Source organism: Sporosarcina sp. NCCP-2222 (assembly GCF_023168145.1).
Lineage (GTDB): Bacteria > Bacillota > Bacilli > Bacillales_A > Planococcaceae > Sporosarcina.
Map to the genome: position 1 here is coordinate 39361 of NZ_BQYK01000011.1, position 25112 is coordinate 64472.

The following is a 25112-nucleotide window of genomic DNA, read 5'->3' on the forward strand; positions in this document are numbered from 1 at the left end:
TGTCCAGTACACCTACATTCGTTTCGCCTAGCAAAGGCAAATTCTCTGCATTCACTTCGACTAGACCACCGTCATAGGACGACGAGCCGTTGCTATCACTCTTTTCACTTGGTGCCACTCCGATATTCAGATCTTTCGTCAAATCGGACTTTACACCGACTGATACCAAAGAGTTTTTTGTTTCAGCAGTCGTATCTGTTTTCTCTTCAGATTTCTCAAGAACTGACACATCGATGTCCTCAATTATTCCGCGCTCCACATTAACAGAAGCCAATGTCTCTTTTGCAGCACCGTCTTCGTCTCTTTTGGAGGGGACACTCACCTTCACATCGCCGACTACTGGAACATTTGTTAGTTCTACGTTCAGCAAAGCCGGATCACTTTCCTGATTGTCCAATAAATTCAGTTCCACATCGAGGAAGCTGTTATCTGAAGTCTCATCTGCATTCGCCATCGCCGGAGCCAGCAAGATCGCCGTACATACACCAAGTGATAAGAAACCATACTTTAGATTAGTATTTTTCATGTTTATTTCTCTCCTTTTTTACGTTAGTTATTATTCTCTAGTAAAAAAGGAGAGTATGCTGGCGGTTGCCCTGGCGGAGCATGTTCCCACTGAGAGTACATTGCTGTATCGGCAAGCAGCCATTGTTGTCGGCACATAAATTCCACCCATGCTGTTCTTGTCAACACGCTTGGGACTACGTCGGATCCTCCAGAAGCAAACATCATTGGTGAGGTGATCGATGTTGTACTGCCAGTTATCATCAATGGTGCATTATACAATCTTCCATCATCTTGTAGAGTTCTCCCTGAGTTGTTTTGCTGTCGTTTGGAGGTTGCCATTTGATTAATTGACAGTTCCTCCATATTCCGCTTTAACTCTATTCTAGTTCCATTGATTGAATCATTGGATTGGCTCTGCTCTGCCATGTCTAGAGCTTTAGCACTCTTCTCTTGTCTTTCAAATGATATCTGCTTGCTTACCTCTAACGAAGAAGCTGTCGGTACTTCTTGATCCGTTGTGCCCAAAGGTTCAATGACCTCAACCTGTTGACCTGGCTCTGTATTGATTAATTCTTCCGGGATTGGAGCAGGCATTTCTACAACTGCCGAGTTATGATTTTGACTGACAGCCGGCGTCTTCCCTTCTTGAAAATCAGGTTTTTCATTTGCTGATATAACCGGCAATACCCCTACGGTACGTGAGCTCCCTGTCAGTACAGTTCGTAATGTGTTGGATGTTTCATTCACAACTGAGCCGACATTTGACAGAGCTGAGTGGAGCAAAATCTCTGTGTCCGTTGTTAAATCCATCAGAGAACTCAATTTGGGCTCGGTCAGTCCTCCGACTGTGTTGGACGCCATCGTTACAGTATCTTGGACGGTTTGATCCACAGCATCGACAGTAGAGAAAACAATCCCATCTGCCGAGTTGACTGTCTCTTCCACAGTTTTGACTAATTCCTCTGCAACCGGTTTGACTACAGGGACCTCTGGCAGTTGCTCGGCTGTTTCATTCACACCGGAGACAGCGGTCTGGACAGTTGCCGTTGTTGATTCTAATACGGGTTTGACATTGGAAACCGTCGAACCCGCTAAACTTCCAGCTCCATTCAAAAGATCCACAACCGGTTTGTCCGACTGAGGATTTACTAGTGCCTTGACTGAAGTGGACGAGAAACGGATTGTATCTTGTGCAGTTTGATTTGCAGTGCTGACTGTAGTATTTACGACATCCTCAGCTGATGCCACCGTTTCGTCTACAGTTCGTCCTGCCGCCTCGGCGACCGGTTTTGCAATTGGGATATTGGGCAACTCTTCGACCGCATTATTAACCTCTGCCACTGTTTTCTTTAAGGTACCTGTCGTATACTTTACGACTGGAGTAACATTTTGCGCAGTCTTATCAACCAATTCTGCAGTCCGTTGGATTTGACCAGACATTGGCTCGTCTTGCGTCATCTTGCCAGGCACCACAGTTTCAGTGACAAATATTGACGTATCCTGGACAGTCTGATCTACCGCATCAACTGTCGTTTCAACCAGGTTGTTCACCGATTGGACCGTGCCATCGGCCGTTTTTCCAACTCCATCTAGAAGACTGCTCACAAGTCCTGGTGACTTCAATTTTTGTTTAGTTTCACTTACTTCTTCTCCGTGAACAAGGGACGGAACAAGCCAGAGACTGACACATAACATACCGCCTATGGATAGTAGCCTTTTCACAGAACACACCTCCTTCCATCACCAATTAGACCCGTTGCGGGCCCTTTGTTTTTTCACTACCCGCAAGATTATTATGTAAACGCTTTCAAAACGGTAAATTTAGAAAAATATAAAATATCCGATGACTATTTTAAGTACAACTAATTATAGAAACGGAAAGCTTCATGACTGGCGATTTTTTGTTAAAGGATTGATATGATTTCGGATATGATACGAGTGGTTAAAAAAATATACGAGCGGTTACCTAGCTTAATCGAGCGGTTTGGGCAGCATACGAGAGGTCCTTGAAGAATACGAGCGGTAGAAGATAAGATACGAGCGAATAAAAAATTATTCGAGTGGTTCCAAGGCATAATCGAGCGGTTCGCATTTGGCCAGGTTACTTGTATAGTGGCTGGAAAACTAATAAGAAGAGGAAATGTAACAGGTTTTCGAACACTTCTACTACGGTTACTCGAGCAATCATCCATTTTTCCGAGCAATTCCCACGTGACACCAAGCATCCCCCGCGCCCCCTCATAAACAAAAAAACCTGCAATCCACCATTTAATAGCAGTTGCAGGTTTCCTCGTTTATTTAATATCCTTATGAATCAAAAACGTAGCAATTTCCGGGAAGAACGAAAGGATAACCATGAATACGAGCATGATGACGGCGTATGGGATGACGCCTTTGACAATTTCGCTGATGGTGTTTTCCTTGTTCAAGCCTTTTAAAACGAACAGATTCATGCCGACTGGCGGTGATATCAGGGCCAGCTCCATGTTGATGACCATGATGATGGCGAACCAGATCGGATCGAAGCCGAGTGCCATAATGATCGGATAGAGAATCGGCAAAGTGATGACGAGGATGGACACCGTTTCGAGGAACATCCCCAGTATAAGCAGCACGATGTTAATTAACACAAAGATGATCCATGGCGAGATGTCTTGGGACGTTGCAAAGTTAACAATAGTTTGCGGAATTTGCAAGATGGTCATGATGTACCCAAGCAGCATGGCACCGATGATGATGAATAAAATCATAGCGTTTGTTTTCACGGTATTAATTAAAATTTCTCGCATGGCAGCCATCGTCAAGTTGCGGTACACTAAAATAGTGATTGCGAAACTGAGGACGACGCCGACTGCAGCTGCCTCAGTTGGAGTAAAAATACCACTGTAAATTCCACCAATAATAATAACCGGCAGCAACAAGCCCCATACCGCTTTTTTCGAAGCTTCCCACCGTTCATCCCACGTAGCCGGCGCGTCTTTAATATGGCGCGTCTGATAGGCGGAAAATATCATGAAGGCAAGCGTTAGAACAATACCCGGCACGATTCCTGCCACGAACAGTTTTCCAACGGATTCTCCAGTAACGGAGCCATAGATGATCATCGGGATGCTCGGTGGAATCAAAATTCCCAGCGTTCCGCCTGCAGCAAGCAAGCCTAGTACATGTCGTTTGTTATAGCCGCGTTTAACCATTTCAGGCAACGCCACTGCACCGACGGTTACGGCCGTAGCAACACTGGAACCCGAAATTGCCGAGAAGATTGTACAACAAAATAGTGTCGCAATCGCCAGGCCGCCTGGAAAATGGCGGAACCATCTGCTCGCCATTTCAAACAGGTCACGCCCGACTCCACTGACAAGCAATACTTGACTCATGAGCACATACATCGGAAGCGCTGTCAGCGTAAAATCATCCAGTGATTTATAGGAGATGATCGGTATCTGCATAAACGCAAATGTTCCCCCATTAAAGAAATACATTCCGGCAACCGCAAGTAAGCTCAGCGTAAAGGCGACAGGAAGACCTAGCAAGAGAAGGACACCTAATCCACCGGTGAAAAATAGATTCATAGCTGTTCCCCTCCCTTATGAATGCCCCCGTCAATGAGCTGCAGAATGAATGCGATGCATAGCAGAACCCCTCCAATGATAAGGAAGGATTCCGGCAAATACATCGGAATGCGCAGCAAAGACGCTGATTTTGTTTCTAACTCGAATGTTTTAATGACATGCCGAAAACAATAAATTGTAAAGATCACACTGAATAATAAGCCAAGGGAATTGGAGATGTAGGCCAATACCGTTTTAAACCGATCATTCACGTTATTGATCAATAAATCCACCGTAATATGGGCATAGGTTCGGACTGCATACGCGCTTCCAAGAAAACAGCTGCCAATAATAGCATAAATGGATAATTCGGTTGCCCATGACGTCGGTTTATGGAAAATGCCTCTGGATACGATCTCATAAAACGTCATGGCGGTCGTCAACAGGATGAGAATGCCCGCTACGTATGCACCCCAACGTATGACTGAATCACAGATTCGATAAACCACTTTCACGAGTGTTTCCCCCTAGCCAGTTATTTCTCATCTACCATGTCGAGCAACTCTTGTCCCAATTGACCCGCGTTTTCAACAAACACATCACGGACTGGTGCTGCCGCTTCTTTCCACTCTTTCAATTCTTCCTGCGGCACGACGTAGACATCCATGCCCTTCTCTTCCAACGCTTTTGCCGACTCAGCATCTTCTTTTTCAGCTTGTTCACGGATCCAAACTTCCGTTTCACCGGCAACTTCCGTCAACAGGTCTTGTGTCTTTTCAGGAAGGCCATCCCAGAAATCTTTATTCACAGCAAGCAAGAACTCCAAATAAGCATAATTATTAATCGTCAAATACTTCGTGACCTCGTCGTACTTCCGCTGAAGCATCGCCGTTGTCCCGGAAGTGGCGCCATCGACCGTGTTTCGTTGAAGTGCCATGTATACTTCGCCGCCACCCATGAACACAGGAGAAGCACCATATGCTTGAATCAATTCAGAAGGTAAATCTCCGATACTTCTGATCTTTAATCCTTTGAAATCCTCCGGAGACTTCAATTGGCGTTTATTATTTGCAAATTGAACATAACCATAATCCGCAAACATTAATACTTTCGCGCCTTTTTCCTCCATAGCTCCGCGAAGCTTGTCACCGAACTCTCCGTTCAAGGCTTCCCCGACAGCTGAGTAGTCATTGAATACATACGGAACATCGAAAATACCCATTGCCGGAACTGTGGATGCCCAAAGTGTCGAAGAGTTGACGCCCATTTCCACGCCGCCAGAAAGGATGGACTGGTTCATGTCTTTATCGCTTAGCAGCTGTCCAGCCGGATATACTTGCACATTTACTTTTCCACCCGATTTTTCTTTTACTTCCTTTGCAAAGTTTTCCACACCGATTGAGATATGGTGATCTTGCGGCAAATTGTATGCAAGGCGAATTGTCACTTCTTCATAGCCATCGCCCGATCCAGTCGCCGCTTCTCCTTTTTCCGTTTCCTTTTTGTCGCTACAGCCAGCCAGCATCAACACAGCGGCCATTGTACCTACCAGGCCTTTCATCCACTTCTTCATTTTTGTTTCCCCTCTTTCTTCTTTTTTTCTACGTGCCGAATGCGTCCCAAAGGTGTCTTCGTTGATAAACTTGCCGCGAAATCAGCGGCCTCCAACATTTTTGTAAAATCGATGCCTGTATCGATGTGCATCCGTTCAAATAAATAAACCAAATCCTCCGTTGCCAAATTGCCTGCTGCTCCAGGAGCAAATGGACAGCCGCCGATGCCGCTGGCGGATGTTTCGAAAATCCTTACGCCTGCTTGATAGGCGGCGTACGCATTGGCTAGTCCAAGCCCGCGCGTATCATGCAAATGGATGGCGACTGGCGTAGAACCCGCTTCCAGCAAGACTTTTTTCATTAACCTTTCGACATGGTCCGGCGTGGCAATCCCGATCGTGTCCGCAATGCTGATACGGTCGGCACCTGCCTCCTTCACAAGTCTAACGATCTCTAGCACCTTGTCTTCAGCAACTTCTCCTTCATAAGGGCAACCGAAGCTCACGGCGATGGAAAAACAGACATCTACGTCATCTTGCTTCGCCCGTTTCACCACTTCAGTGAATTGCTCCAAATTCTTTGCAATCGTCATACCGATATTTTTCTCGTTAAAGGTTTCCGTTGCCGCACTCACCCAATTTACTTCGCGAAAACGATGTTCTCTCGCTCGCTCATACCCTTTTACGTTTGGAATCAATGCGACAGCTGCAAGCGGAAGATTTTCTGGCAAAGATTCCATCACTTCATTGGCATCTGCCATCTGCGGTACTTTCTTCGGATGGACAAAAGAGGTCACTTCAACTTTGCCAATACCGGCAGCAACCAATTTTTCGACTAACTGCACTTTGTCTTCTGTCGACACGATGCGTGGGTCGTTTTGCAAACCATCTCTTGGACTGACATCGATAATCGCAACTTTGGCCATTAGATGATTCCCCTTTCCTTCAATCGGGACAGTTCATCTTCCGTCAATCCCAAATAGGCGGAATAGACTTCTTCGTTATGCGCTCCTAATGTCGGGCCGTTCCATTCGATATCCCCCGGTGTATGGGAAAGCTTCGGCACAATGCCCGGAACAAGCAGCTTTTCGCCTCCTGGCAAAGTGACCTCCTTTAACATGTCACGCGCTTGATAATGCGGATCCTCCACAATATCTTGGATGCCGAATATTGGCCCGACCGGCACGGAAGCTTCATCTAGTTTTTGTTGAACTTCTTTCAAGCTATGTTGCAGAGTCCACGCTTCAATTGCCTCATCGATGAGTTCGACATGATCCGCACGGCCTTGATTTGACCCATAGGCTGGATTTGTCGCCATGTCTTCCCGTCCGATTGCTGTCATGAGGCGTTCGAAGATCCGATCTCCATTGCCACCAATGACTACGTGTTTTCCATCTGCACATTTGTATGTATTGGATGGTGCAATGCCAGGCAGCGTAGTCCCCGTCCGCTCACGCACTTGTCCGGTCAAATCATATTCTGGAAGAATACCTTCCAGTAAACTAAACACCGCTTCGTATAATGCCACGTCCACAACTTGCCCCTGTCTATCTGCATCCTGGTCTCTGGCCCGCAGCGCCATTAATGTTCCGATAACCGCATAGAGACCGGCGATCATATCCCCGATTGCAATGCCGACGCGGACTGGCGGCTGATCTGGGTAACCGGTCAAATATCGCAGACCGCCGATTGCCTCCGCAACACTTCCGAATCCAGGTTTCTCTTTATAGGGCCCTGTTTGCCCATATCCCGAGATGCGGGTCAAAATGATGGATGGATTGACAGCTTTCATCTCATCGTATCCGAGGCCCCACCGCTCTAATGTCCCTGGCTTGAAATTTTCAATGACGACATCTGCTTCTTTTATGAGCGACTTGACGATGTCTTGTCCTTCCGGGTCACGCATATTGATCGTCACGCTTTTCTTATTTCGGCTTTGCACATACCACCAAACAGATGTATCATGATGCATCACCCGCCAATTGCGCAGCGGATCTCCATTTTTAGGCTCCTCGACTTTAATGACTTCCGCTCCGAATTCTGAAAATAATTTCCCGGCAAACGGTGCAGCCACGAGATTTCCAAGTTCCAAAACCCGTACCCCTTGTAACGGTTTTCTACGATCCAACTCGACCTTCTCCTCCCTTATTTCTGAACAGCTTTCATGAAAGCCTGGTAATCATGTTCAATATGTTTTCTCATGCATTCCCTCGCAAAATCTGGATCCCTTTTCCTGATTGCAAAGAATATTTCTTCGTGATCCCGCAATGCATTTTCCATGTTTCGCGGATCCCCTTCGACGATCGCTCGTCGATAAAAACTATTGATACCCCTTAATTGCAGTGTCATGGAAATGAGAAACGGGTTTCTGCTGGCACGGACAATAATTTCATGGAAATTAAAATTGACCCGTAATAGCCCTTTTAGATTGTGAATGGAAATTTCATGCGCCATCTCTTGGATAGAAGTCTCCATCAATGCAATTTCCGAATCGTCACATCGTTCCGCTGCGAAATATGCCGCCAATGATTCCATCTCAACCCGGACTTCATAAAGACTTCTATAATCTTCAATCGTCGGATTCACAACCGTCACACCTCCAGTTTGATGAACGTTTAATAGACCATCTTTCTCCAACATACGAACAGCTTCCCGAATCGGACTTCTGCTGACATTCAATGTTTCCGCAATTTTTTCCTCTATCAGTCGTTCCCCAGGATTAAATTCTCCTAGCAGAATAGAATCTTTCAAGTAGTCATAGACTTGTTGTTTCAATGTTGTACGTTTCACAATGAGTTCGGACAAATGCCTCGCCTCCGTCTACTGTATACAGTATTCTTCTAACAGAATAGACTCTCAATTTAGATATGTCAATACTATTTAAATATACAATCAAACACAAATAAAGACCGAGCTTATCGCACCGGTCTTGATGCCTGTTCCATATAAAAAATGGGTATTTAAACTGAACAGAAAAGAAAAAGGCAAATTGGTCGCCTCTAGCAGTCCCGTTTACAGGCAGCTGGACTCCTTACGTATTCATTTCATTTGCTACCCATTTCTTCCTTGTCCCATGAAACGAATCCGCTCATCACCATTTCATATTGCGCAATTTCATTTCAAGCCGTTTCTTCTCACCGCCATTGTCCATCTCCCACTCTTCGATTTCCGCAAGCAAACTGGCACGTGATCCAAAGCCTTTCACAAAACCGTTTAATCGGGCAGCCAAAGTCGAATTCACTAGTAGCTCAGGTTCAGGATAAAACTCGTGCAGCTGTTCCAAAGCTCGCGGATATCGTTTCAAATAATATTTTTGGTGCCGCTCCTCTGCCCATGTGAAGTTCTCGAACGGACCGATGTCTGTCTCAATCGGCTCACCCATTTCCTGCTCCATCTCTTTTTTGATGCGATCGATTGTTTCCTTCTGCTGGTTCCCTCCATAACGCAACAATGATATATATTGACGACCTTTATATTCATCCCGGTTTGGATAATGATTGCGCCAAAAATGACGCAAAACTTCTTCATATGTAATCAACTCCGGATCAAAATCCACCTCTACCGTTTCTGTATGATCCCCCATTGAACGATACGTCGGTGAGGCTGTCGTGCCGCCTGCAAATCCGACCCGTGTCCGCACAATCCCCTTTAAACTTCCGAAGCGTGCTTCCGGTCCCCAAAAACAACCCATCCCGAATGTAGCCGTCTCCAAAGACCCACTCGGCCACCGCAAACTTTGCTCCACTTCTGGTATTTCATACATAGCCATGACCCCTTTGATATTACAAACTAAATTAAGACAGTTCATTAATTGAAATGCCTCCATCTATATAAAGTTTCTCTTGTTCATTCAAATTAAACCTCGCGAATGTTTAAGCCCTTCCATTTTCGGTAAGCTGATTAGTAAAGAACGGGAGGAGGGCACCTAGTGGAGAATCAGATGAACGAGATCATCGAACACTTCAAGCAGCTAGACCGCAGCTTGTTTATGGATACATTACAGGAATTTGCTTACTTGGACGAAGCCATTCCGATTGGCTATGAACAGACTATATCACAGCCATCTTTGGTCCTCGAGATGACCTTGGCCCTTGATTTACAAAAAGAATCAAGAGTATTGGAAATTGGTACGGGGTCAGGTTACCAAACTGCCATGCTTGCTCCGTTCGTCCAGCAGATCTACACGGTTGAACGCATTAAACCATTAGCAGATCAGGCGAAACAGAGACTACAAAAAGCTGGCTTCGAAAACATCCAATTCAAAACCGATGATGGCAGCATAGGCTGGAAGGAATATGCCCCCTACGACCGGATTATCGTCACCGCGGCAGCCGCAACAATCCCAATTGAACTAACGGAACAATTGGCTGAAGGCGGTACAATGATCATCCCTGCCGGACCTCCTTCACTCCAACAATTACTATTGTTGAATAAGGATGCGGACGGAAAAATAAGCAAGAAAGTGCTAGGTGAAGTAAGATTCGTTCCGTTGAAAGGCAAATATGAATGATTTAATTACGTACCACATGAGAAGTCCAGGGCAGCAGGGATCCTGGACTTCTATTATTTACGTCTCGGAGAATCTTGCTTGATAATGAACAGGTGGTTCTAGTATCTTTCTTATTTGTGTGTTTTGCTTTTGGAAGATTAATTGAAAAAGGACACTGTCAACATGTGTCCCTTCAATGAGTGCTTCCATTTTTATTAAATAAACGTCCGAAGTGCCCGTACAATCATGACAGCCACTTCCTCCCGTGTAGCCAACAGACGTGGAAATGTTCCATTCGTAATCCCTAGATCGACCGCCGATTGAAATTCCTCTGTAAATCCGGGAGACGGAAGGGGTCCTTGTCATACGCATCGGTTTCCACCGATTTCTTTTTTAATTTATAATAAACCGCCAATGCTTCCGCAATCGCTTCCCCTTGTGCACGTAACTTGTCAGTAGATCGAAGAGCCTGAATATCAATAAAGGAATCCATAAAGCCGCCTTCCGTTAAGATCGCCGGCATTTTGGTCTCACGCAGCACATGAAAATTGGCTTGTCGCACTCCGCGATCCGTCAAGCCCATGGCCTTCGCTATTCGAGGTTGAACAAGCTTGGCGAGTTCCGTTGATTTCGTGCTGACAGATTGTCCATTGAAAGTGAACGTTTCAACGCCTGTCCAATTTCCCCAGCTGCCCGTATTAGCGTTATGGTGAACTGCCACATAGACATCCGCTTGCCATTTATTTGCCTTATTAGTCCGTTCTACCAGAGGTATATCCGTCTTGCCCGTAGAATCATCCACCCGCAGCACTTCGACATTTTCATAAGCTTTCAGTTTAGCCTCACGAGCTTCGACGACCTGGCTGTTGAAGCCCCATTCGCGTTCTCCATCTGGTGATTGCTTGCCCAATGTACCTTGGCCATGTCCGGCATCTAATACAATTTTGACCATATCTTCCCCCTCCTCTATCTATATATAGAAATTTCTTCAGGAAAGGGATAGATTATGATCAAAACAAAGTGCTAATTAGGGCGTTTGGAAAGCCACAAGGAAACGATTCTGCCGTCCTTCTTTCTATCCACTCTGAGTTGGTTTTGCCCAAAGTTATAAGAGTAATAATACTCATCATTCATCTCATCATATCCTTCTCGCTCAGGTGTGCCTAGAATCTCTAGCAGCTCCTCCTGATTATTTGTCAATGAGCTCCCGCTGAGCGTTACATACGTTACCTCCCCTGACAATTCGGCATAGAAAAAGGTTCTCCCGCCAGGAAAAGCATAATAGATCCCTCCATTGTAATAGTCTTGATCATAAGGGTCTGGAAGCATCTGAAGAACATCTTGAATTGACATTCCCAGTTGGACATCAGTATGCAAGAGCATGCCATCTTTCAATAATTCCGCCGATTGCTTGGTGAAAGTAAATTGAGGGAATGTATCATAATACGCCTCATATTCATTCCAAAGTTCTGTTTTATGCTGCCCTGTCTCAACCCCGTAAGGCCTGTCGTTTGTATAGGATTCCGAATGCAAATGATGGAATTGCAATTGATCGGGGTTCCAAACCCACGTCTTGAATGTCCATCCTTCTTTTCCGTGGGCCGATTCGTACGTCTGCAAATATTTATCCTCAATCAATTTCACCTGTCCATCAACTAAAGGAAGGCTTGGCTGACCATCAAATTGAACTTGGCTCATGCTCCCGTTCTCCAGCGTCCACAAAGCGAGAGATGTTTCATTGTCAATAAAACCGAGAAAGCGCCGGCTTTCTAACTTCCACTCATGAATGTCTTCTTTCTTCAGAATAGATGGAATGACACCTTTCTGCAGCACTCCTTGTTTTTCATTCTCCTTTGCGAGGAATAGGGCATAACTACTCTCTATGCTCGCGTCTTCATCAGCCTCAAGGCCAGGCAGATTTTCGGTAGTAGCGACATACAGATGGAACAACGTATTTCCATCTCGCCAATTCGTCGAGTAAACTGCATTTTCTTTAAGCAGTTCGATAGGAAAGCGGTTTTCACTCGAACCAGAAAGACCATTCTTCGTGGTTCCTAGCTTCATATCTACTAATCCGACATTCACTACTTTATATATCCCTAATTTCTTATCCAATGTAAACTTTAGGATGTCTTGACCATCCTCATGCCGAATTGTCTGCGGATTGCCGTTTCTATAGACATTCCCTGCCGCTTGTTGCATTTTTTCATTAAATGCTGGCAGTCCTTGACTAGCCAAGCACGATAAAATTGCGCGTGAATCCTGCTCCCCATCCATATTTAATTCCTTGGCAAGAGCTTTTTCATTTTTGTTTACTATTGCTTCATATATGCGTTGCACTGTCTGTTCTGGTGCATTAGCGCGCTTCATTTGAAAATGTCCCCATATTAAAAATACCGCAAGTATGGTCATACCTTTCATAGCTAAGCTTAAAAACCGTTTATTCTTAAACTTATTCTTGCAAGATGGACATAAGGAAGTCCTTGAATTAATAAGTCTGCCGCACGACTTGCAATTTTGCATCCCTTCATCTCCCCCTCTTCCCTATTAGTAAGCATATCATCGTTTCCTTCATTTGGAAATCCGCTTTGATATTTAGCTTCCTTTAAAAATTCATTCTATACAAATATCAAATTCTCTGCTCTAATATTCTATACTTCTACATTTTCCACATAAGGTACTATAATTTGTCGGTATTTCCCGGGGAATATTGCTTGTAACCAAACCGTTTTCAAATCAAAATGAAAGAAGCACATTAGGCAAAGGGAGGTAAAGGTTTTGAAAAAGCTGCTACTTTTCATTCCACTGGTATTTTTAATAGGCTGCCAATCTGCCAATCAGACCACCACCTATGTTTTCGAAGGCCGTTCCATGGAGCCAACTATTCATGACCAAGACCACTTTGTTGTAGATAAAGATTTCTACGATTCAAATCCAATACAGCGTGGTGACATCGTTGTTTATTTGTACGAAGATGAGCAAAAGCATGCAAAGCGTGTCCTTGGACTGCCTGGCGAAGAAATTCAATTTCGAAATGGAACAATGTACATAGACGGCAATCTATTAAAAACAGAATATATAACACAAGACATAGAAGGTTCTGATCCAATGACTCTGCAAGATGATGAGTACTTTGTCGTGGGGGATTCACCTTCTTTAAGTAAGGACAGCCGCCATCATGGCCCTATAAAAAAGGGGGATATTATAGGCAAAGTGATAAAATTCGGTAGTGAGTAATATATGTGAGAAGCTCGGATTAGCTACTCAATGTCACTGCCTCATCCCTGCTGAAGGATAAACTGAAAGCAGAAAATCCGCAGTACATACAGATTGGGTACTTCCCCCCTGCACTTCTGCCGGAATAAAAATAGGATGCTGCCGTATTGGCAGCATCCCTGTTATTTATTATTCGACAAACTGAACGTTCTTCAATTGATAGATACCAGATGTGTCGATGGAGAACCCTTTAATTTTATTGCTAACGCCTGTTAGGTATTCAGTGTGAATTAAATACACCATTGGAGCGTCTTCAATTAAATGTTCTTGTACTTTATTGTAGATTTCAATTCGCTTTTCAGGATCAGACTCTCGTCTTCCTTCTTCAAGAAGTTTGTCGACTTCCGGATTTTCATAGAAGGAGCGGTTGCCCGGATCTCCTTTTTGGGAGGAGTGGAACAGAGCGTACATACCGTAGTCTGCGTCACCTGTGGAGTTCGACCAGCCAAGGATGAACATTTCATGCTCTCCTGCAGCTGTTTTATCCAGATAAGCACCAAATTCCATCACATTGATGTCGGCTTCAATATTTACTTTTTTCAATTCTTCCTGGACCAATACAGCAATTTGCTGACGTTGCGGGTTGTCATTCGTCCAGATTGAAGTTTTGAACCCGTCTCCATACCCTGCTTCCTCTAACAACTTTTTCGCTTCTTCCGGATTATATTCGACTGGTTTTGCGTCTTCATTGTAACCGAAGATACCTGGTGCCAACGGACCTTTCGCTGGGACGCCGAATCCATCATAAACGCCTTCACTGATATCATCTTTATTCACAAGCATGGAGATAGCTTTACGTACTTTCGGATCGTTGAACGGCTCTTTTTCCGTATTAAATCCGAGATACGCCAAGCTGGAAGATGTCTGTTGATTTACCTTTGCATAACTTCCGGCATTCATATCAGCCACTTCGTTCGGCTGAACCGGATCGGCGATATGAACATAACCTGTTTCTAGATCTGCATTACGCGTTCCGCTTTCTGGAACGACTTTAAATGTTACCGTATCGACATGGACCTTATCTCCCCAATAGTCGTCATTGCGTACCAACTTAATTTCAGAACCTGGTGTCCAGCTATCAAATTTGAAATAGCCTGTGCCAACTGGAGCTGTCGAAATAACGGAACCCGATTTTTCCTCGTTTTTCATTGCCGCATAATCTGCCTCGATCGATTTAGGGCTTACCATGCTTCCGCCATTATGGGATAAGTGAGCCAGTAATGGTGCGAAAGGATATTCTGTCTTAATTTGAACGGTATATTCGTCTTTAACAATAATTTCTGTAATCATTTCATATAGAAAATATCTTGGAGATGCCACTTCCGGATCAAGAATCCGCTCTAAGTTTACTTTAACGGCTTCCGCATTAAACGGTTCCCCGTCATGGAATGTTACGCCTTCACGCAACTTGAACTCATATGTTGTATCATCAATTGCTTCCCAACTCGTAGCCAAACCTTCGATAATCTTATTGTCATCATCCCGATTGACTAATGTTTCATAAATATTGGCTTGCACGACGGATGATGGGACGTCATTAGAACCTGCTGGATCTAATGAAGATGCATCAGACAGGACAGCCAATACAAGGTCCCCGCCTTCCACCCCTTCTCCTTTTCCTTCATCGATGTTACTTGAAGTATCACCATTCTCCTTCTCTGAAGATTTGTTGCCGCTTCCCCCACCACATGCAGCAAGAATCATAGAAAAGGCCAATACAAGGACAAACAGCCATTTTGCTTTCCCAGCTGATTTCATATTCAGTTCCCCCTATTGTGTAATTAACATACTGCAAACTAACATCTTGCTCAATTTGCAATAGTTAGAAGCAATATAGCATACAAAATTTGAATAGACAATACATTTCAGAATAATTATTCTAGTATGAAAGTAATAACAGGTAACTCGTAGATTTGATTTTAACTTACAAGATTCTAGTTAATTTACGTGATTATAGGAACTTAATACCATAAATGAATAATTAAAAATACACTAAAAATACTAATAAATTAAGTTTGTCAAAATACTGTTTCATGGTATGCTACTGTAAACCAACTAATCTGCCAACTGATTGGTTATTAAATATCTGGGGGGAAGGTGTTCATCATGGTACAACAAACGCCTGCTGCAGAATTTGGGCAAAAGCGCTCCAGCCCGAGAGTTGAAGCGTATAAGGGATTTTGGCGAAGGCTGAGGAAAAATAAAGCAGCCGTCGTCGGTGGTGCATTAATCTTATTTTTTATTCTTACCGGAATTTTAGGTCCTTTCTTCACGACAGCAGATCCAAATGCGACCCAAATTTCTATTAAACTCCAATCGCCGTCCGCGGAGCATTGGTTTGGGACCGATAATTATGGACGAGACATATTCACTCGAATTATTCATGGCATGGCCATTACGATGAAAGTCGGCTTTCTATCTGTTGCACTTGGGGGGGCAGTCGGAGTCTTTCTTGGAATTATTTCCGGCTACTACGGCGGCATACTGGATACAGTCATCATGCGGACGATGGATGTGCTTCTTGCCTTTCCTGGAATTCTGCTTGCGCTTGCCATTGTATCTGTTCTCGGCGGCAGTTTGACAAATGTCATTATCGCGGTGGGTATATTTTCCATTCCTGCATTCGCAAGGATTGTTCGCGGATCCACGCTTTCCGTTCGTAAACTAGAATACATTGATGCGGTGAAAGCGCTCGGAGCATCGGATGGAAGAATCATATTCAAGCATATATTACCAAACGTCCTATCACCTATCATTGTCCAGTTGACTCTTCGGATTGCTACTGCCGTCTTGACGGCGAGTGGACTCGCCTTTTTAGGTTTAGGCGCCAAGCCGCCGACTCCTGAATGGGGAGCGATGCTAAGTGAGGGGCGTACCTACATGAGAGAGGCGCCGCACCTTGTGCTCTTTCCGGGAATCATGATTGTTCTCGTTGTTTTGGCATTCAATATCTTCGGGGATGGTTTGCGGGATGCACTCGATCCGAAAATGAAAAAATAAGGAGGGGCATCAACGTGTCAAAATTTATTATCAGACGCCTGCTCCAGACGATTCCAGTCCTGATTGGCGTCTCCATTCTCGTTTTCTCGTTAATGTATTTAATTCCGGGAGATCCGGCTCAGATCATCGCCGGTGAAGGAGCTTCTCCCAAAACTGTGGAACAGATCCGTGAAAAATTAGGACTGAACGAACCTGCGCCTGTTCAATATGTCAACTACATGAAAAACGTAGTACAAGGCGATCTTGGAAATTCTATACGAAGCGGACGTCCCGTGATGGATGAGATTAAAGCCCGATTTTGGACGACCGTCGAACTCTCATTCTACGCCACGATCCTTGCCGTATTTTTAGGATTGATTGCTGGAATTATCTCTGCGGTGCGACATTATACATGGTCTGACATTACAATCATGCTCATAGCGTTATTCGGGCTTTCCATGCCTAATTTCTGGTTCGGCCTCATGCTTATCCAATGGTTTGCCATCGGGCCCGACTGGATGCCGGAATTTATGAAAATGCGGGCGTCCGGGTGGGGAGATGATTGGCGCCAGATTATTTTGCCAGTCATCACTCTTGGTACGGGAGGAGCTGCCATTATAGCTCGGATGACAAGATCGTCAATGCTTGAAGTGATCGGACAGGATTATATCCGCACAGCCCGTGCAAAAGGAATGAGCGAGCGCATTGTCATATATCGGCATGCGCTGAAGAACGCGTTGATTCCTGTTATAACAGTTGTTGGACTGGAATTCGGCGGGTTTCTTGGCGGAGCGGTATTAACGGAGTCAATCTTTGCGATCAATGGAATGGGACGCTTGACGATTGATGCGATTCGGACTAGGGACTTTCCAATTGTCCAAGGGACCGTTCTCGTTATTTCATTCCTTTTTGTATTCGTCAATCTTCTAGTCGACATTTCGTATCGACTGTTGAACAAGCGGATAGATCTGAATTAATTTTAGTGAAAGTGGGGTGGGCTTTCTTGACAGAAACATTACTGGAAGTGCGGGAGCTCCGCACATCTTTCCACACAGATGAAGGAGAAGTGAAAGCGGTTGACGGTGTCAATTTTTCACTTCCAGCCGGAGGAACCCTCGGAATTGTAGGAGAGTCAGGTTCCGGGAAGAGTATTACTGCATTATCTATTCTAAAACTGTTGGCGACTAATGGGGAAATAAAGAGCGGTGAAGTTCTATTTAAAGGGGAAAACATTCTATCCTATTCTGACAAGAAGATGCGAGATTTGCGCGGGAATGCAATTTCTATGATATTTCAGGAGCCGATGACATCCCTAAATCCCGTTTTTACAGTAGGACAGCAAATTAGTGAATCCATCATGAAGCATCAGAACATGTCAAAAAAAGCGGCGCTTCTCCGTTCGGTCGACTTATTGAAGCTTGTCGGTATACCTTCTCCTGATAAACGAGTCAAGCAATATCCGCATGAACTATCAGGTGGTATGCGGCAAAGGGTTATGATCGCTATGGCACTCGCCTGTAATCCTGAAATATTAATAGCCGATGAGCCGACAACTGCATTGGATGTTACGATTCAAGCTCAGATTCTTGGTCTAATCCGTGGATTGCAGAAGCGTTTAGGCATGTCAGTCATCATGATAACGCATGATTTAGGAGTCGTTGCAGAAACATGCGATTTTGTTGCCGTTATGTACGCCGGGCAGGTCGTTGAGTATTCGGATGTTCTGACACTGTTCCAAAAACCGAAGCACCCTTATACGATTGGTTTGCTGAATTCATTGCCCCGTCATGACGTAGAAATGAAGAAATTGGAACCGATTCGAGGCAATGTGCCGAATCCCAAAGACATGCCGGTCGGATGCCGCTTTGCACCAAGATGTCCGGCTGCGACCGACCTGTGTAGAAGAGAAATGCCAGAATTAATGAAAGATCCTCAAGGCAATGATATCCGTTGTTGGATTTATTCTGAAAAATGGGAAGGCGAATCGGAGGTGATGGTCTATGGTGAAAAAAGAATTGCTGAAGGTCGAAGGACTGAAACAGTATTTTCCGATTAAAGGCGGCATGATGGGCCGGACTATCAATTATGTGAAAGCGGTCGATGATATCAGCTTTACCATTTACGAAGGGGAAACGGTCAGCATCGTAGGTGAATCTGGCTGCGGTAAATCGACTACAGGCCGGGCTATTCTCCGACTCGAGGAACCAACGGAAGGGTCTGTCGTATTCAACGGAGAAGAGCTGACGACTTTATCCAAGCGCAGCATGCGCAAGCACCGAAAAGACTTGCAAATTATTTTCCAAGATCCGTACGCATCCATCAATCCACGGCAAACAGTAGCAGATGTATTGGATGAAGCGATGACCATCCAAAAAGTACTGCCCGCCAAAGACAGACGGAAGCGTATTATTGAACTGTTGGAAATTGTCGGCTTAAATGAATACCAGGCTGATCGATATCCACACGAATTCTCAGGCGGTCAGCGGCAACGGATCGGAATAGCCCGCGCCTTATCAGTCGATCCAAAACTGATTATTTGTGACGAAGCAGTCTCCGCTCTAGATGTTTCAATTCAAGCGCAAGTGCTAAACCTATTGGAGGAGTTACAAGATGAATTCCAGTTGACTTATTTATTTATTTCCCATGACTTAGGCGTTGTCCGGCATATTTCAGACCGTGTTATCGTCATGTACCTTGGGAAAATCGTAGAAATCGGTGATAAACATTCAATTTTCGAGAGCCCGAAACACCCCTATACAAAGGCATTGCTATCTGCCATCCCTGTGCCGGATCCTACTCGCGAAAAAAAGCATATCGTCCTAACTGGGGATGTGCCTTCGCCAATTGATCCCCCTTCTGGATGCCGATTCCATACAAGATGTCCATTTGCCCAAGCGAAATGTAAGACGGATGTGCCAGAACTAGCTACTCATGGTGATATGAAAGCCGGACATCAAGCCGCTTGCCATTTTGTAGAGAAGATCGAGAACGGAACGATTGCAGCAAAAGGATTTGAAGAAGCTGTCTTTTAATAAAGAGAAGAGAACGGCTTCTCTTCATCTCATTTCACGAATAAAAAAACGGCCCTCACAAGGCCGTTTTTCTTCTATATTATATATCCACTCTTGCGCCATGGCCTTCCTTCTCCGCTTTCAGGTAAACCCCTTTCGCAACAGCAAGGTCAAAATAGGCTGCACCCACACATTTGAAGAAAGTGATTTCCTCCTCGTGAATGCGTCCTTTGATTTGCCCTGTGACAAGGTCGACGAGTTCTCCATGTACATCATCGAATGACCAGTCTGTCTGCTCGGCGGCGTGGATCAGTTCGCCCGCTTCTTCTTTCACGCCATGCAAATCATCCACTACGATTTTAGAGCAGTTGAAAATAAAGGTTTCATCGACTTCCTGCATATGAGGCAAATAGGAGCCCACTCCGTTCACATGGGTTCCGGGCTGTACGGCCTCCCCGCTGAATACCGGTGTCGCTGACCGAGTTGCACAGTTTATAATATCCGCCCGACGAACGGCAGAATCGACGTCTTTTACCACTTCGATTTGAACTTCTTCTCCTACCCTTCCTTCCGTTCGCAGCCGTTCTGCAAACGCCACCGCTTTTGATTCAGTCGGATTGACTAGCAGAATTTCCTTAATGGAACGGACTTCCAGCACACCAAGAACTTGTTCATAAGCCATTCCCCCGGTTCCAATTGCACATAAGACGGAGGCGTTTGGTCTTGCCAAACGGTCTGTAGCCAATGCGCTCATGGCACCGGTCCGCAATCTGGTTAAATAAGAGGCATTCAAGAGAGCGAGATGCCGGCCATCCGTGGCATCCGTGACTAAGATAACCCCTTGGGTCGTCGGCATGCCGTTCGTTTTGGGATTCCTCGGGAAGATGGACACTGTTTTATTTGTCGCGATGCCCTCGGTCAAATCTGCACAAGGCATATAAAGAATGGAGGCATCCTGCCCGGGGAATTCAATGACTGTCCGTGGCGGGTTTTCCACCTTTCCGGCCGCAAGTGAATGGAGCACATCTGCTACATCTCGAACGGCGTCTTTCATGCCGTACATTACCATTATTTGCGCTTCATTCATTGTAATCATATGATCCCTCTTTCTTTTTCTTAGCTGAACTCTTTACTGCCAATCGTTGTCTTTTCTGTAGGGACTGCCGTTATGTCGTCCAAGTGCTGATCTCTCCGGTCACGTACCGCCCAAATGGCAAGCAGTGATACACCGGCAGTAAAAATGATATATAAAGCAACCGGAACATACGAATTGTTAAACTTCAGAAGCAACGCCGTGGCAATCAAAGGCGCTGTTCCACCTGCTAATGCCGCTCCAATTTGATAGCCAAGTGAGATGCCAGTATACCTAACTTCAGCGGAAAAGATTTCCGAAAACATCGTTCCTAGAACAGCTGTAATCGGTGACCAGATGATACCAAGGCCGACAATTGTCGCGATGAACATCATTAGGTTTGAGCCTTGATGTAGCATCCAGAAATACGGAAACGCATAGAGACCCATCGCAATCGTTCCATACACGTAAAGCGGCTTTCTTCCAACCTTATCAGACAGGCGTCCCATAATAGGAATCAAGATCGTTGTAATAATGGTTGCGACCATGACAGCCATAAGCACTTCATTGTTCGTGTGGCCTACATGCTGCGTCGCATAGGAAACGACGAATGTCCCAAAAATATAAAACGGCGCCGTCTCAACAACTTTCGCTCCAATGGCGATTAAAACTTCACGCCAATGGTATTTAAATGTATCAACAACCGGCACCTTCGGAATGGATCCCTTTGCTTTCACTTCTCGGAATGACGGCGTTTCCTCAATACCTTTACGAATCCAGAGACCAAACAGGACGAGCAAGGAACTTAATAGGAACGGCACCCGCCAACCCCAGCTCATGAAGGCTTCTTCCGGAAGCATAGTCATAATAGACAAAGCGAACGTCCCGAGTACCATCCCGATTGTGACGCCCATTTGCGGAACAGATCCAAAAAAACCACGCTTTTCCTTCGGTGCATATTCAACAGCTAGCAACATCGCGCCTCCCCACTCGCCCCCGATGCCCAGCCCTTGAATAAGCCGCAAGGTGATCAATAGAATCGGCGCCCAAATGCCGATCGCGTAATAGGTCGGTAGCAGTCCCATTCCGAATGTCGCAATTCCCATAAGGCTTAACGTCAAAACAAGCGTTTTCTTGCGTCCAATTTTATCCCCAATATGACTAAAAATGACACCCCCAAGCGGACGGATGAAAAACGACAATGCAAAAGATGCATACGCTAGTATTAAACCAATTGAAGGATCTTCCGAAACGAAAAACATCGTATTAAAGACAAGAGCCGCAACAGTTCCGTAAAGGAAATAATCGAACCATTCGATAGAGCTTCCGACTAAACTTGCAATTAATACCCTTCTCATATCCCTTTTCTCCATACACTTACCCCCTAAGTTCACTATAAATTGAAGTACCACTTCAATTTTGTTATAATGTTAATCAACAAATAGTAGTCTGTCAATATCGAATTTTTATTTGAAACTAATTTCTGAAAAAAAAGGATGCGACTTGGATGTCTAAGGAACTGGGCCTAAAGATCAGATCCATCAGGAAACAAAAAAAGCTCACGCTGAAGGATATTGCGGATGCGACCGGCTTCTCAATTAGTTTCCTCTCCCAGCTGGAACGAGGTAAATCGTCAGCTACACTTGAATCATTAAAGAAAATTGCGATGGTCCTCCATGTCAGTCCCGGCCATTTTTTTGAGGAGGAGGCACCTGAACAGCCCGGCGGATCCTTGATGATTGACCGGATTGCCACGTCGGGCATCCATTATCAAAACTTGGCGCCTGGATTGGATGATTTGCTGGATTTTATGCCGATGCGTGTGACACTTGAACCTGGCGAGGATGGCGGACAGCCGATTATTCACTCCGGACAGGAATTTGTATATGTACTGGATGGTGTTCTCTCGGTCGAAGTTGCGGGAAACCGGCATGAGCTGACTAAAGGAGAATCGTTATTTTACAGTGCTCAGGAATCGCATTACTGGTATAACCGGAGCAATGTGGACGTTGTGTTTCTCTGTGTCAGTTCGGATACGGGGAAACCAAGCGCTACATAACTGGTCCCTCTTCCCTGCTTGATAAACTTGGAAACTGTGTTATAGTGATGGTGAAAACTAAAAAGGATAGACCACTAGGGGAGTCTTTGCGAAAGACTGAGACGTGTATGGATACATGGACCCTTTGAACCTGATCTGGATCATACCAGCGGAGGGAAGTGGATTCGCACGTCTTCCTAGGGGATATTCCGCCTGATTTGCGAGCCGCTTTCTTCAACGTTGTGTTGAGTGAAGGCGGCTTTTTTGGTTTTCCAACAAGATAAAGGAGTGGTTGAAGATGACATTTTGTGAAGAGGTACGGAAGGAATGCGACGCCATTTGGGAAGCGAGCTTCCAACACCCATTCGTTCGCAGTCTCGCTGAAGGCTCGTTACCGGAAGACGTGTTTCGTTATTATGTACTACAGGATTCCTATTATTTGCAGCACTTTGCGAAAGTGCATGCACTTGCGGCCGTTCAGGCCCGAGATCTCTCGACTGTTAAACGTTTCGCACAGCATGCCGAGGAGACATGTGGGGCGGAAATTTCATTACATGAAGGATTTTTCGACCTGCTTGGCGTGACAGAAAAGGATTTGGCTGATTTCAAGCCAGCTCCTGCAGCATATGCGTATACTTCCCATTTATACAGAGCTGCCATGGAAGGCGAACTTGCTGCGACCCTTTCTGCTCTACTCCCTTGTTACTGGCTCTATTATGAAATCGGAGAGCGTTTGAAAAATGCCAAGCCCGAGCATCCAATCTATGACAAATGGATCGCTACCTATAGCTCGGAGTGGTTCGAAGCAGCAACAAATGAACAAATTACGCGCTTGAATCAACTGACAGAGTCGTTGTCTCCGGCAAGGCGTGAAGAAGTAAAAGCCCATTTTATTAAAAGCAGCTATTATGAATGGCAATTTTGGGAGATGGCTTGGACAAAAGAACAGTGGTCTACCGCAGAAGAGTGTGTGATTAGCGGATGATAAGCGAAATGGATTATATCCAAAAGTTACGTGCGGAAAATCCGCTCATTCATTGTATGACAAACTTCGTCGTTGCTAATTTTCAAGCGAATGGTTTGCTGGCGATTGGCGCTTCACCCATCATGGCGGATGCTTTCGAGGAGGCGGCTGATATTGCCGCCCTCTCCTCTTGCACTTTATTGAACATTGGAACACTCGATGCCAGTAAGTTGAAGGCGATGATCGAGGCAGGCAAAAGTGCGAATAAACACGGAAAACCAGTGATTGTCGACCCTGTTGGTGCCGGTGCTACACCGTTTCGCAAACGAGCAGTTGGAACATTGCTGCAACATCTTGACGTTTCGTTAATTCGGGGAAATGCCGGCGAAATCGCTGCGTTGGCAAATGTCGAATGGGACGCAAAAGGGGTGGATGCCGGAGTGGGTTCGGCAGACACTGCCTCTGTTGCACTAGAATTGGCTCAACGGCATCACTGCCTTGTAGCGGTAACAGGTGAGGTCGATGTGGTGACCGACGGGAAAACGGTCATGCGAATTTCCGGTGGTCACCCTCACATGACACGTATAACAGGTGCGGGCTGTCTGCTAAGCGCGGTATGTGCTGCATTTTTGGCAATAGAACCTGCCGAGGCGAAGCATGCCGTTGCTTCAGCTCTCGCCTTTTATAAAAAGGCAGGGGAAAGGGCCGCATCCAAGGCGGAAGGGCCGGGAGATTTCGCTCTTCACTTATTGAATGCCCTCTATTCCTTAAACGGATCGAGTGTTGATTCTGAACAAATCCAACTGGAGGGGGCAGCAAAATGATACCAGTCTCATTAACTATTGCTGGTTCAGACAGTGGCGGCGGTGCGGGCATACAAGCGGATTTAAAAACATTTCAAGAGCTCGGTACGTTCGGAACATCCGTATTAACCGCCATTACGGCTCAAAACACACTAGGTGTTCATGCGGTTCAGCCCATAGAATCTGACATCGTGGCGGCTCAGCTCGATGCAGTCCTTTCGGATTTCACGGTAGGTGCTGCGAAAACGGGAATGTTGCTCTCTGCCGATATTATTAAAGCCATTGCAGAGACATTGCGCAGTTATCCATCCTTTCCACTTGTCATTGACCCGGTCATGATCGCAAAAGGGGGTGCCTCCCTGTTAGAGCAATCAGCAGTCGAAGCGCTCAAGGAATATCTGCTTCCAAACGCGGCTGTACTGACGCCGAATATACCGGAAGCGGAAGTGTTAACGGGCCTGCCCATCCATACCCTTACAGATATGGAACGTGCGGCGAATCAACTGCTTCAAATGGGAACACAAGCGATTGTAGTAAAGGGCGGACATCGAAAGGAGACGGAATTTGCGGAGGATCTTTTTATTAGCAACACGGGGGTACGCTTTTTACTACGAACGAAACGGATTGAAACGAAGGACACCCATGGAACTGGATGCACGTTCGCAGCTGCCATCACGGCAGAATTAGCAAAAGGAAAGCCAGTAAGCGAAGCGGTAATGATCGCGAAATATTTCATCCAAGCAGCGATTGAAGATGGCCTATCCCTCGGAAACGGTCATGGGCCGACGAACCATGCAGCATTCCGTTTGCGTGGCCATGACTTGTCGAGAGGAGTGGAATTGATTGAAAAACAATGACTATCTCTTATAT

Annotated in this window: 24 protein-coding genes and 1 riboswitch; of the genes, 10 read left to right on the plus strand and 14 right to left on the minus strand. The window is 45.4% G+C overall.

Features of this window, described 5'->3' with window-relative positions:
• From NCCP2222_RS18435 to msrA, 9 genes are all read right to left on the minus strand, one after another.
• Window positions 1-526 (minus strand): hypothetical protein (locus NCCP2222_RS18435; RefSeq protein WP_248513854.1); only part of this gene is annotated, 526 nt, incomplete at its 3' end.
• A gap of 23 nt (window positions 527-549) precedes the next feature.
• Complete coding sequence (locus NCCP2222_RS18440; RefSeq protein ID WP_248513855.1) at window positions 550-2229, minus strand: hypothetical protein; 1680 nt, start codon at window positions 2227-2229, stop codon at window positions 550-552.
• A gap of 572 nt (window positions 2230-2801) precedes the next feature.
• On the minus strand, window positions 2802-4079 hold the full coding sequence (locus NCCP2222_RS18445; protein WP_248513856.1) for a TRAP transporter large permease: 1278 nt from the start codon (window positions 4077-4079) through the stop codon (window positions 2802-2804).
• Window positions 4076-4573: a TRAP transporter small permease gene (locus tag NCCP2222_RS18450; protein WP_248513857.1), complete on the minus strand. Its 498-nt coding sequence runs from the start codon at window positions 4571-4573 to the stop codon at window positions 4076-4078. Before NCCP2222_RS18450 ends, NCCP2222_RS18445 begins: the two co-directional genes overlap by 4 nt.
• 20 nt (window positions 4574-4593) lie before the next feature.
• Window positions 4594-5583 (minus strand): TRAP transporter substrate-binding protein, encoded by a 990-nt coding sequence (locus tag NCCP2222_RS18455; protein ID WP_375709220.1) that lies wholly within the window; start codon window positions 5581-5583, stop codon window positions 4594-4596.
• Window positions 5584-5627: 44 nt separating this feature from the next.
• Window positions 5628-6536, minus strand: coding sequence for a hydroxymethylglutaryl-CoA lyase (locus NCCP2222_RS18460; protein WP_248513859.1), 909 nt, complete (start codon window positions 6534-6536; stop codon window positions 5628-5630).
• Complete coding sequence (locus tag NCCP2222_RS18465; protein WP_248513860.1) at window positions 6536-7738, minus strand: CaiB/BaiF CoA transferase family protein; 1203 nt, start codon at window positions 7736-7738, stop codon at window positions 6536-6538. The genes NCCP2222_RS18460 and NCCP2222_RS18465 overlap by 1 nt, the downstream gene beginning before the upstream one ends.
• Before the next feature lie 17 nt (window positions 7739-7755).
• Entirely contained in the window at window positions 7756-8415 is a 660-nt protein-coding gene (locus tag NCCP2222_RS18470) for a GntR family transcriptional regulator (RefSeq protein ID WP_248513861.1), read from the minus strand.
• Between the two features lie 286 nt (window positions 8416-8701).
• Entirely contained in the window at window positions 8702-9373 is a 672-nt protein-coding gene (gene msrA, locus NCCP2222_RS18475) for a peptide-methionine (S)-S-oxide reductase MsrA (protein ID WP_248513862.1), read from the minus strand.
• 165 nt (window positions 9374-9538) lie between these two features.
• On the opposite strand from msrA, the gene NCCP2222_RS18480 reads away from it, so the two are divergent.
• Complete coding sequence (locus NCCP2222_RS18480) at window positions 9539-10120, plus strand: protein-L-isoaspartate(D-aspartate) O-methyltransferase (protein ID WP_248513863.1); 582 nt, start codon at window positions 9539-9541, stop codon at window positions 10118-10120.
• Between the two features lie 283 nt (window positions 10121-10403).
• Here NCCP2222_RS18480 and NCCP2222_RS18485 read toward each other — a convergent pair whose 3' ends face one another.
• Entirely contained in the window at window positions 10404-11051 is a 648-nt protein-coding gene (locus NCCP2222_RS18485) for an N-acetylmuramoyl-L-alanine amidase family protein (protein ID WP_248513864.1), read from the minus strand.
• A 71-nt stretch (window positions 11052-11122) separates the two neighbouring features.
• Window positions 11123-12469 carry a hypothetical protein gene (locus tag NCCP2222_RS18490; RefSeq protein ID WP_248513865.1) on the minus strand — a complete coding sequence of 449 codons (1347 nt, stop codon included), beginning with the start codon at window positions 12467-12469 and terminating at the stop codon, window positions 11123-11125.
• Window positions 12470-12877: 408 nt separating this feature from the next.
• On the opposite strand from NCCP2222_RS18490, the gene lepB reads away from it, so the two are divergent.
• Complete coding sequence (lepB, locus tag NCCP2222_RS18495) at window positions 12878-13336, plus strand: signal peptidase I (protein WP_248513866.1); 459 nt, start codon at window positions 12878-12880, stop codon at window positions 13334-13336.
• A gap of 168 nt (window positions 13337-13504) precedes the next feature.
• On the opposite strand, the gene NCCP2222_RS18500 is transcribed toward lepB, so the two are convergent.
• A complete protein-coding gene (locus tag NCCP2222_RS18500; RefSeq protein ID WP_248513867.1) occupies window positions 13505-15133 on the minus strand; it encodes a glutathione ABC transporter substrate-binding protein in 1629 nt (542 codons plus the stop codon).
• 348 nt (window positions 15134-15481) lie between these two features.
• Between NCCP2222_RS18500 and NCCP2222_RS18505 the strand changes: the two genes are divergently transcribed.
• From NCCP2222_RS18505 to NCCP2222_RS18520, 4 genes are read left to right on the plus strand one after another with little or no spacing between them, the layout of a single operon-like run.
• On the plus strand, window positions 15482-16375 hold the full coding sequence (locus NCCP2222_RS18505) for an ABC transporter permease (RefSeq protein ID WP_248513868.1): 894 nt from the start codon (window positions 15482-15484) through the stop codon (window positions 16373-16375).
• Between the two features lie 14 nt (window positions 16376-16389).
• Window positions 16390-17331, plus strand: coding sequence for an ABC transporter permease (locus tag NCCP2222_RS18510; protein ID WP_238080459.1), 942 nt, complete (start codon window positions 16390-16392; stop codon window positions 17329-17331).
• 26 nt (window positions 17332-17357) lie between these two features.
• Window positions 17358-18410 carry an ABC transporter ATP-binding protein gene (locus tag NCCP2222_RS18515; protein WP_248513869.1) on the plus strand — a complete coding sequence of 351 codons (1053 nt, stop codon included), beginning with the start codon at window positions 17358-17360 and terminating at the stop codon, window positions 18408-18410.
• A complete protein-coding gene (locus NCCP2222_RS18520) occupies window positions 18355-19386 on the plus strand; it encodes an ABC transporter ATP-binding protein (RefSeq protein WP_282570736.1) in 1032 nt (343 codons plus the stop codon). The genes NCCP2222_RS18515 and NCCP2222_RS18520 overlap by 56 nt, the downstream gene beginning before the upstream one ends.
• A gap of 79 nt (window positions 19387-19465) precedes the next feature.
• Here NCCP2222_RS18520 and NCCP2222_RS18525 read toward each other — a convergent pair whose 3' ends face one another.
• Both NCCP2222_RS18525 and NCCP2222_RS18530 read right to left on the minus strand, forming a co-directional pair.
• Entirely contained in the window at window positions 19466-20461 is a 996-nt protein-coding gene (locus NCCP2222_RS18525; RefSeq protein ID WP_248513870.1) for an ornithine cyclodeaminase family protein, read from the minus strand.
• A 20-nt stretch (window positions 20462-20481) separates the two neighbouring features.
• The gene (locus NCCP2222_RS18530) at window positions 20482-21810 is read right to left on the minus strand and encodes an MFS transporter (RefSeq protein ID WP_248513871.1); all 1329 of its coding nucleotides are present in this window, start codon (window positions 21808-21810) and stop codon (window positions 20482-20484) included.
• A gap of 134 nt (window positions 21811-21944) precedes the next feature.
• On the opposite strand from NCCP2222_RS18530, the gene NCCP2222_RS18535 reads away from it, so the two are divergent.
• The 4 genes from NCCP2222_RS18535 to thiD all read left to right on the plus strand — a co-directional run bounded on the left by NCCP2222_RS18535 (window position 21945) and on the right by thiD (window position 25099).
• Complete coding sequence (locus NCCP2222_RS18535; RefSeq protein ID WP_248513872.1) at window positions 21945-22496, plus strand: helix-turn-helix domain-containing protein; 552 nt, start codon at window positions 21945-21947, stop codon at window positions 22494-22496.
• Between the two features lie 66 nt (window positions 22497-22562).
• Window positions 22563-22670, plus strand: a riboswitch (TPP riboswitch).
• A 103-nt stretch (window positions 22671-22773) separates the two neighbouring features.
• Entirely contained in the window at window positions 22774-23460 is a 687-nt protein-coding gene (tenA, locus tag NCCP2222_RS18540) for a thiaminase II (RefSeq protein WP_248513873.1), read from the plus strand.
• Between the two features lie 8 nt (window positions 23461-23468).
• Complete coding sequence (gene thiM / locus NCCP2222_RS18545; RefSeq protein WP_248513874.1) at window positions 23469-24263, plus strand: hydroxyethylthiazole kinase; 795 nt, start codon at window positions 23469-23471, stop codon at window positions 24261-24263.
• Entirely contained in the window at window positions 24260-25099 is an 840-nt protein-coding gene (thiD, locus tag NCCP2222_RS18550; RefSeq protein ID WP_248513875.1) for a bifunctional hydroxymethylpyrimidine kinase/phosphomethylpyrimidine kinase, read from the plus strand. Before thiM ends, thiD begins: the two co-directional genes overlap by 4 nt.
• Window positions 25100-25112 lie beyond the last annotated feature (13 nt).

Bases quoted from the DNA above. Each gene is read 5' to 3' on its own strand.
- NCCP2222_RS18445 (WP_248513856.1), bottom strand. From the start codon at position 4,079: ATGAATCTATTTTTCACCGGTGGATTAGGTGTCCTTCTCTTGCTAGGT.
- NCCP2222_RS18455 (WP_375709220.1), bottom strand. From the start codon at position 5,583: ATGCTGGCTGGCTGTAGCGACAAAAAGGAAACGGAAAAAGGAGAAGCG.
- NCCP2222_RS18460 (WP_248513859.1), bottom strand. From the start codon at position 6,536: ATGGCCAAAGTTGCGATTATCGATGTCAGTCCAAGAGATGGTTTGCAA.
- msrA (WP_248513862.1), bottom strand. From the start codon at position 9,373: ATGTATGAAATACCAGAAGTGGAGCAAAGTTTGCGGTGGCCGAGTGGG.
- NCCP2222_RS18485 (WP_248513864.1), bottom strand. From the start codon at position 11,051: ATGGTCAAAATTGTATTAGATGCCGGACATGGCCAAGGTACATTGGGC.
- NCCP2222_RS18490 (WP_248513865.1), bottom strand. From the start codon at position 12,469: ATGAAGCGCGCTAATGCACCAGAACAGACAGTGCAACGCATATATGAA.
- NCCP2222_RS18500 (WP_248513867.1), bottom strand. From the start codon at position 15,133: ATGAAATCAGCTGGGAAAGCAAAATGGCTGTTTGTCCTTGTATTGGCC.
- NCCP2222_RS18505 (WP_248513868.1), top strand. From the start codon at position 15,482: ATGGTACAACAAACGCCTGCTGCAGAATTTGGGCAAAAGCGCTCCAGC.
- NCCP2222_RS18520 (WP_282570736.1), top strand. From the start codon at position 18,355: ATGGTGAAAAAAGAATTGCTGAAGGTCGAAGGACTGAAACAGTATTTT.
- NCCP2222_RS18525 (WP_248513870.1), bottom strand. From the start codon at position 20,461: ATGATTACAATGAATGAAGCGCAAATAATGGTAATGTACGGCATGAAA.
- NCCP2222_RS18530 (WP_248513871.1), bottom strand. From the start codon at position 21,810: ATGGAGAAAAGGGATATGAGAAGGGTATTAATTGCAAGTTTAGTCGGA.
- NCCP2222_RS18535 (WP_248513872.1), top strand. From the start codon at position 21,945: ATGTCTAAGGAACTGGGCCTAAAGATCAGATCCATCAGGAAACAAAAA.
- tenA (WP_248513873.1), top strand. From the start codon at position 22,774: ATGACATTTTGTGAAGAGGTACGGAAGGAATGCGACGCCATTTGGGAA.
- thiM (WP_248513874.1), top strand. From the start codon at position 23,469: ATGGATTATATCCAAAAGTTACGTGCGGAAAATCCGCTCATTCATTGT.
- thiD (WP_248513875.1), top strand. From the start codon at position 24,260: ATGATACCAGTCTCATTAACTATTGCTGGTTCAGACAGTGGCGGCGGT.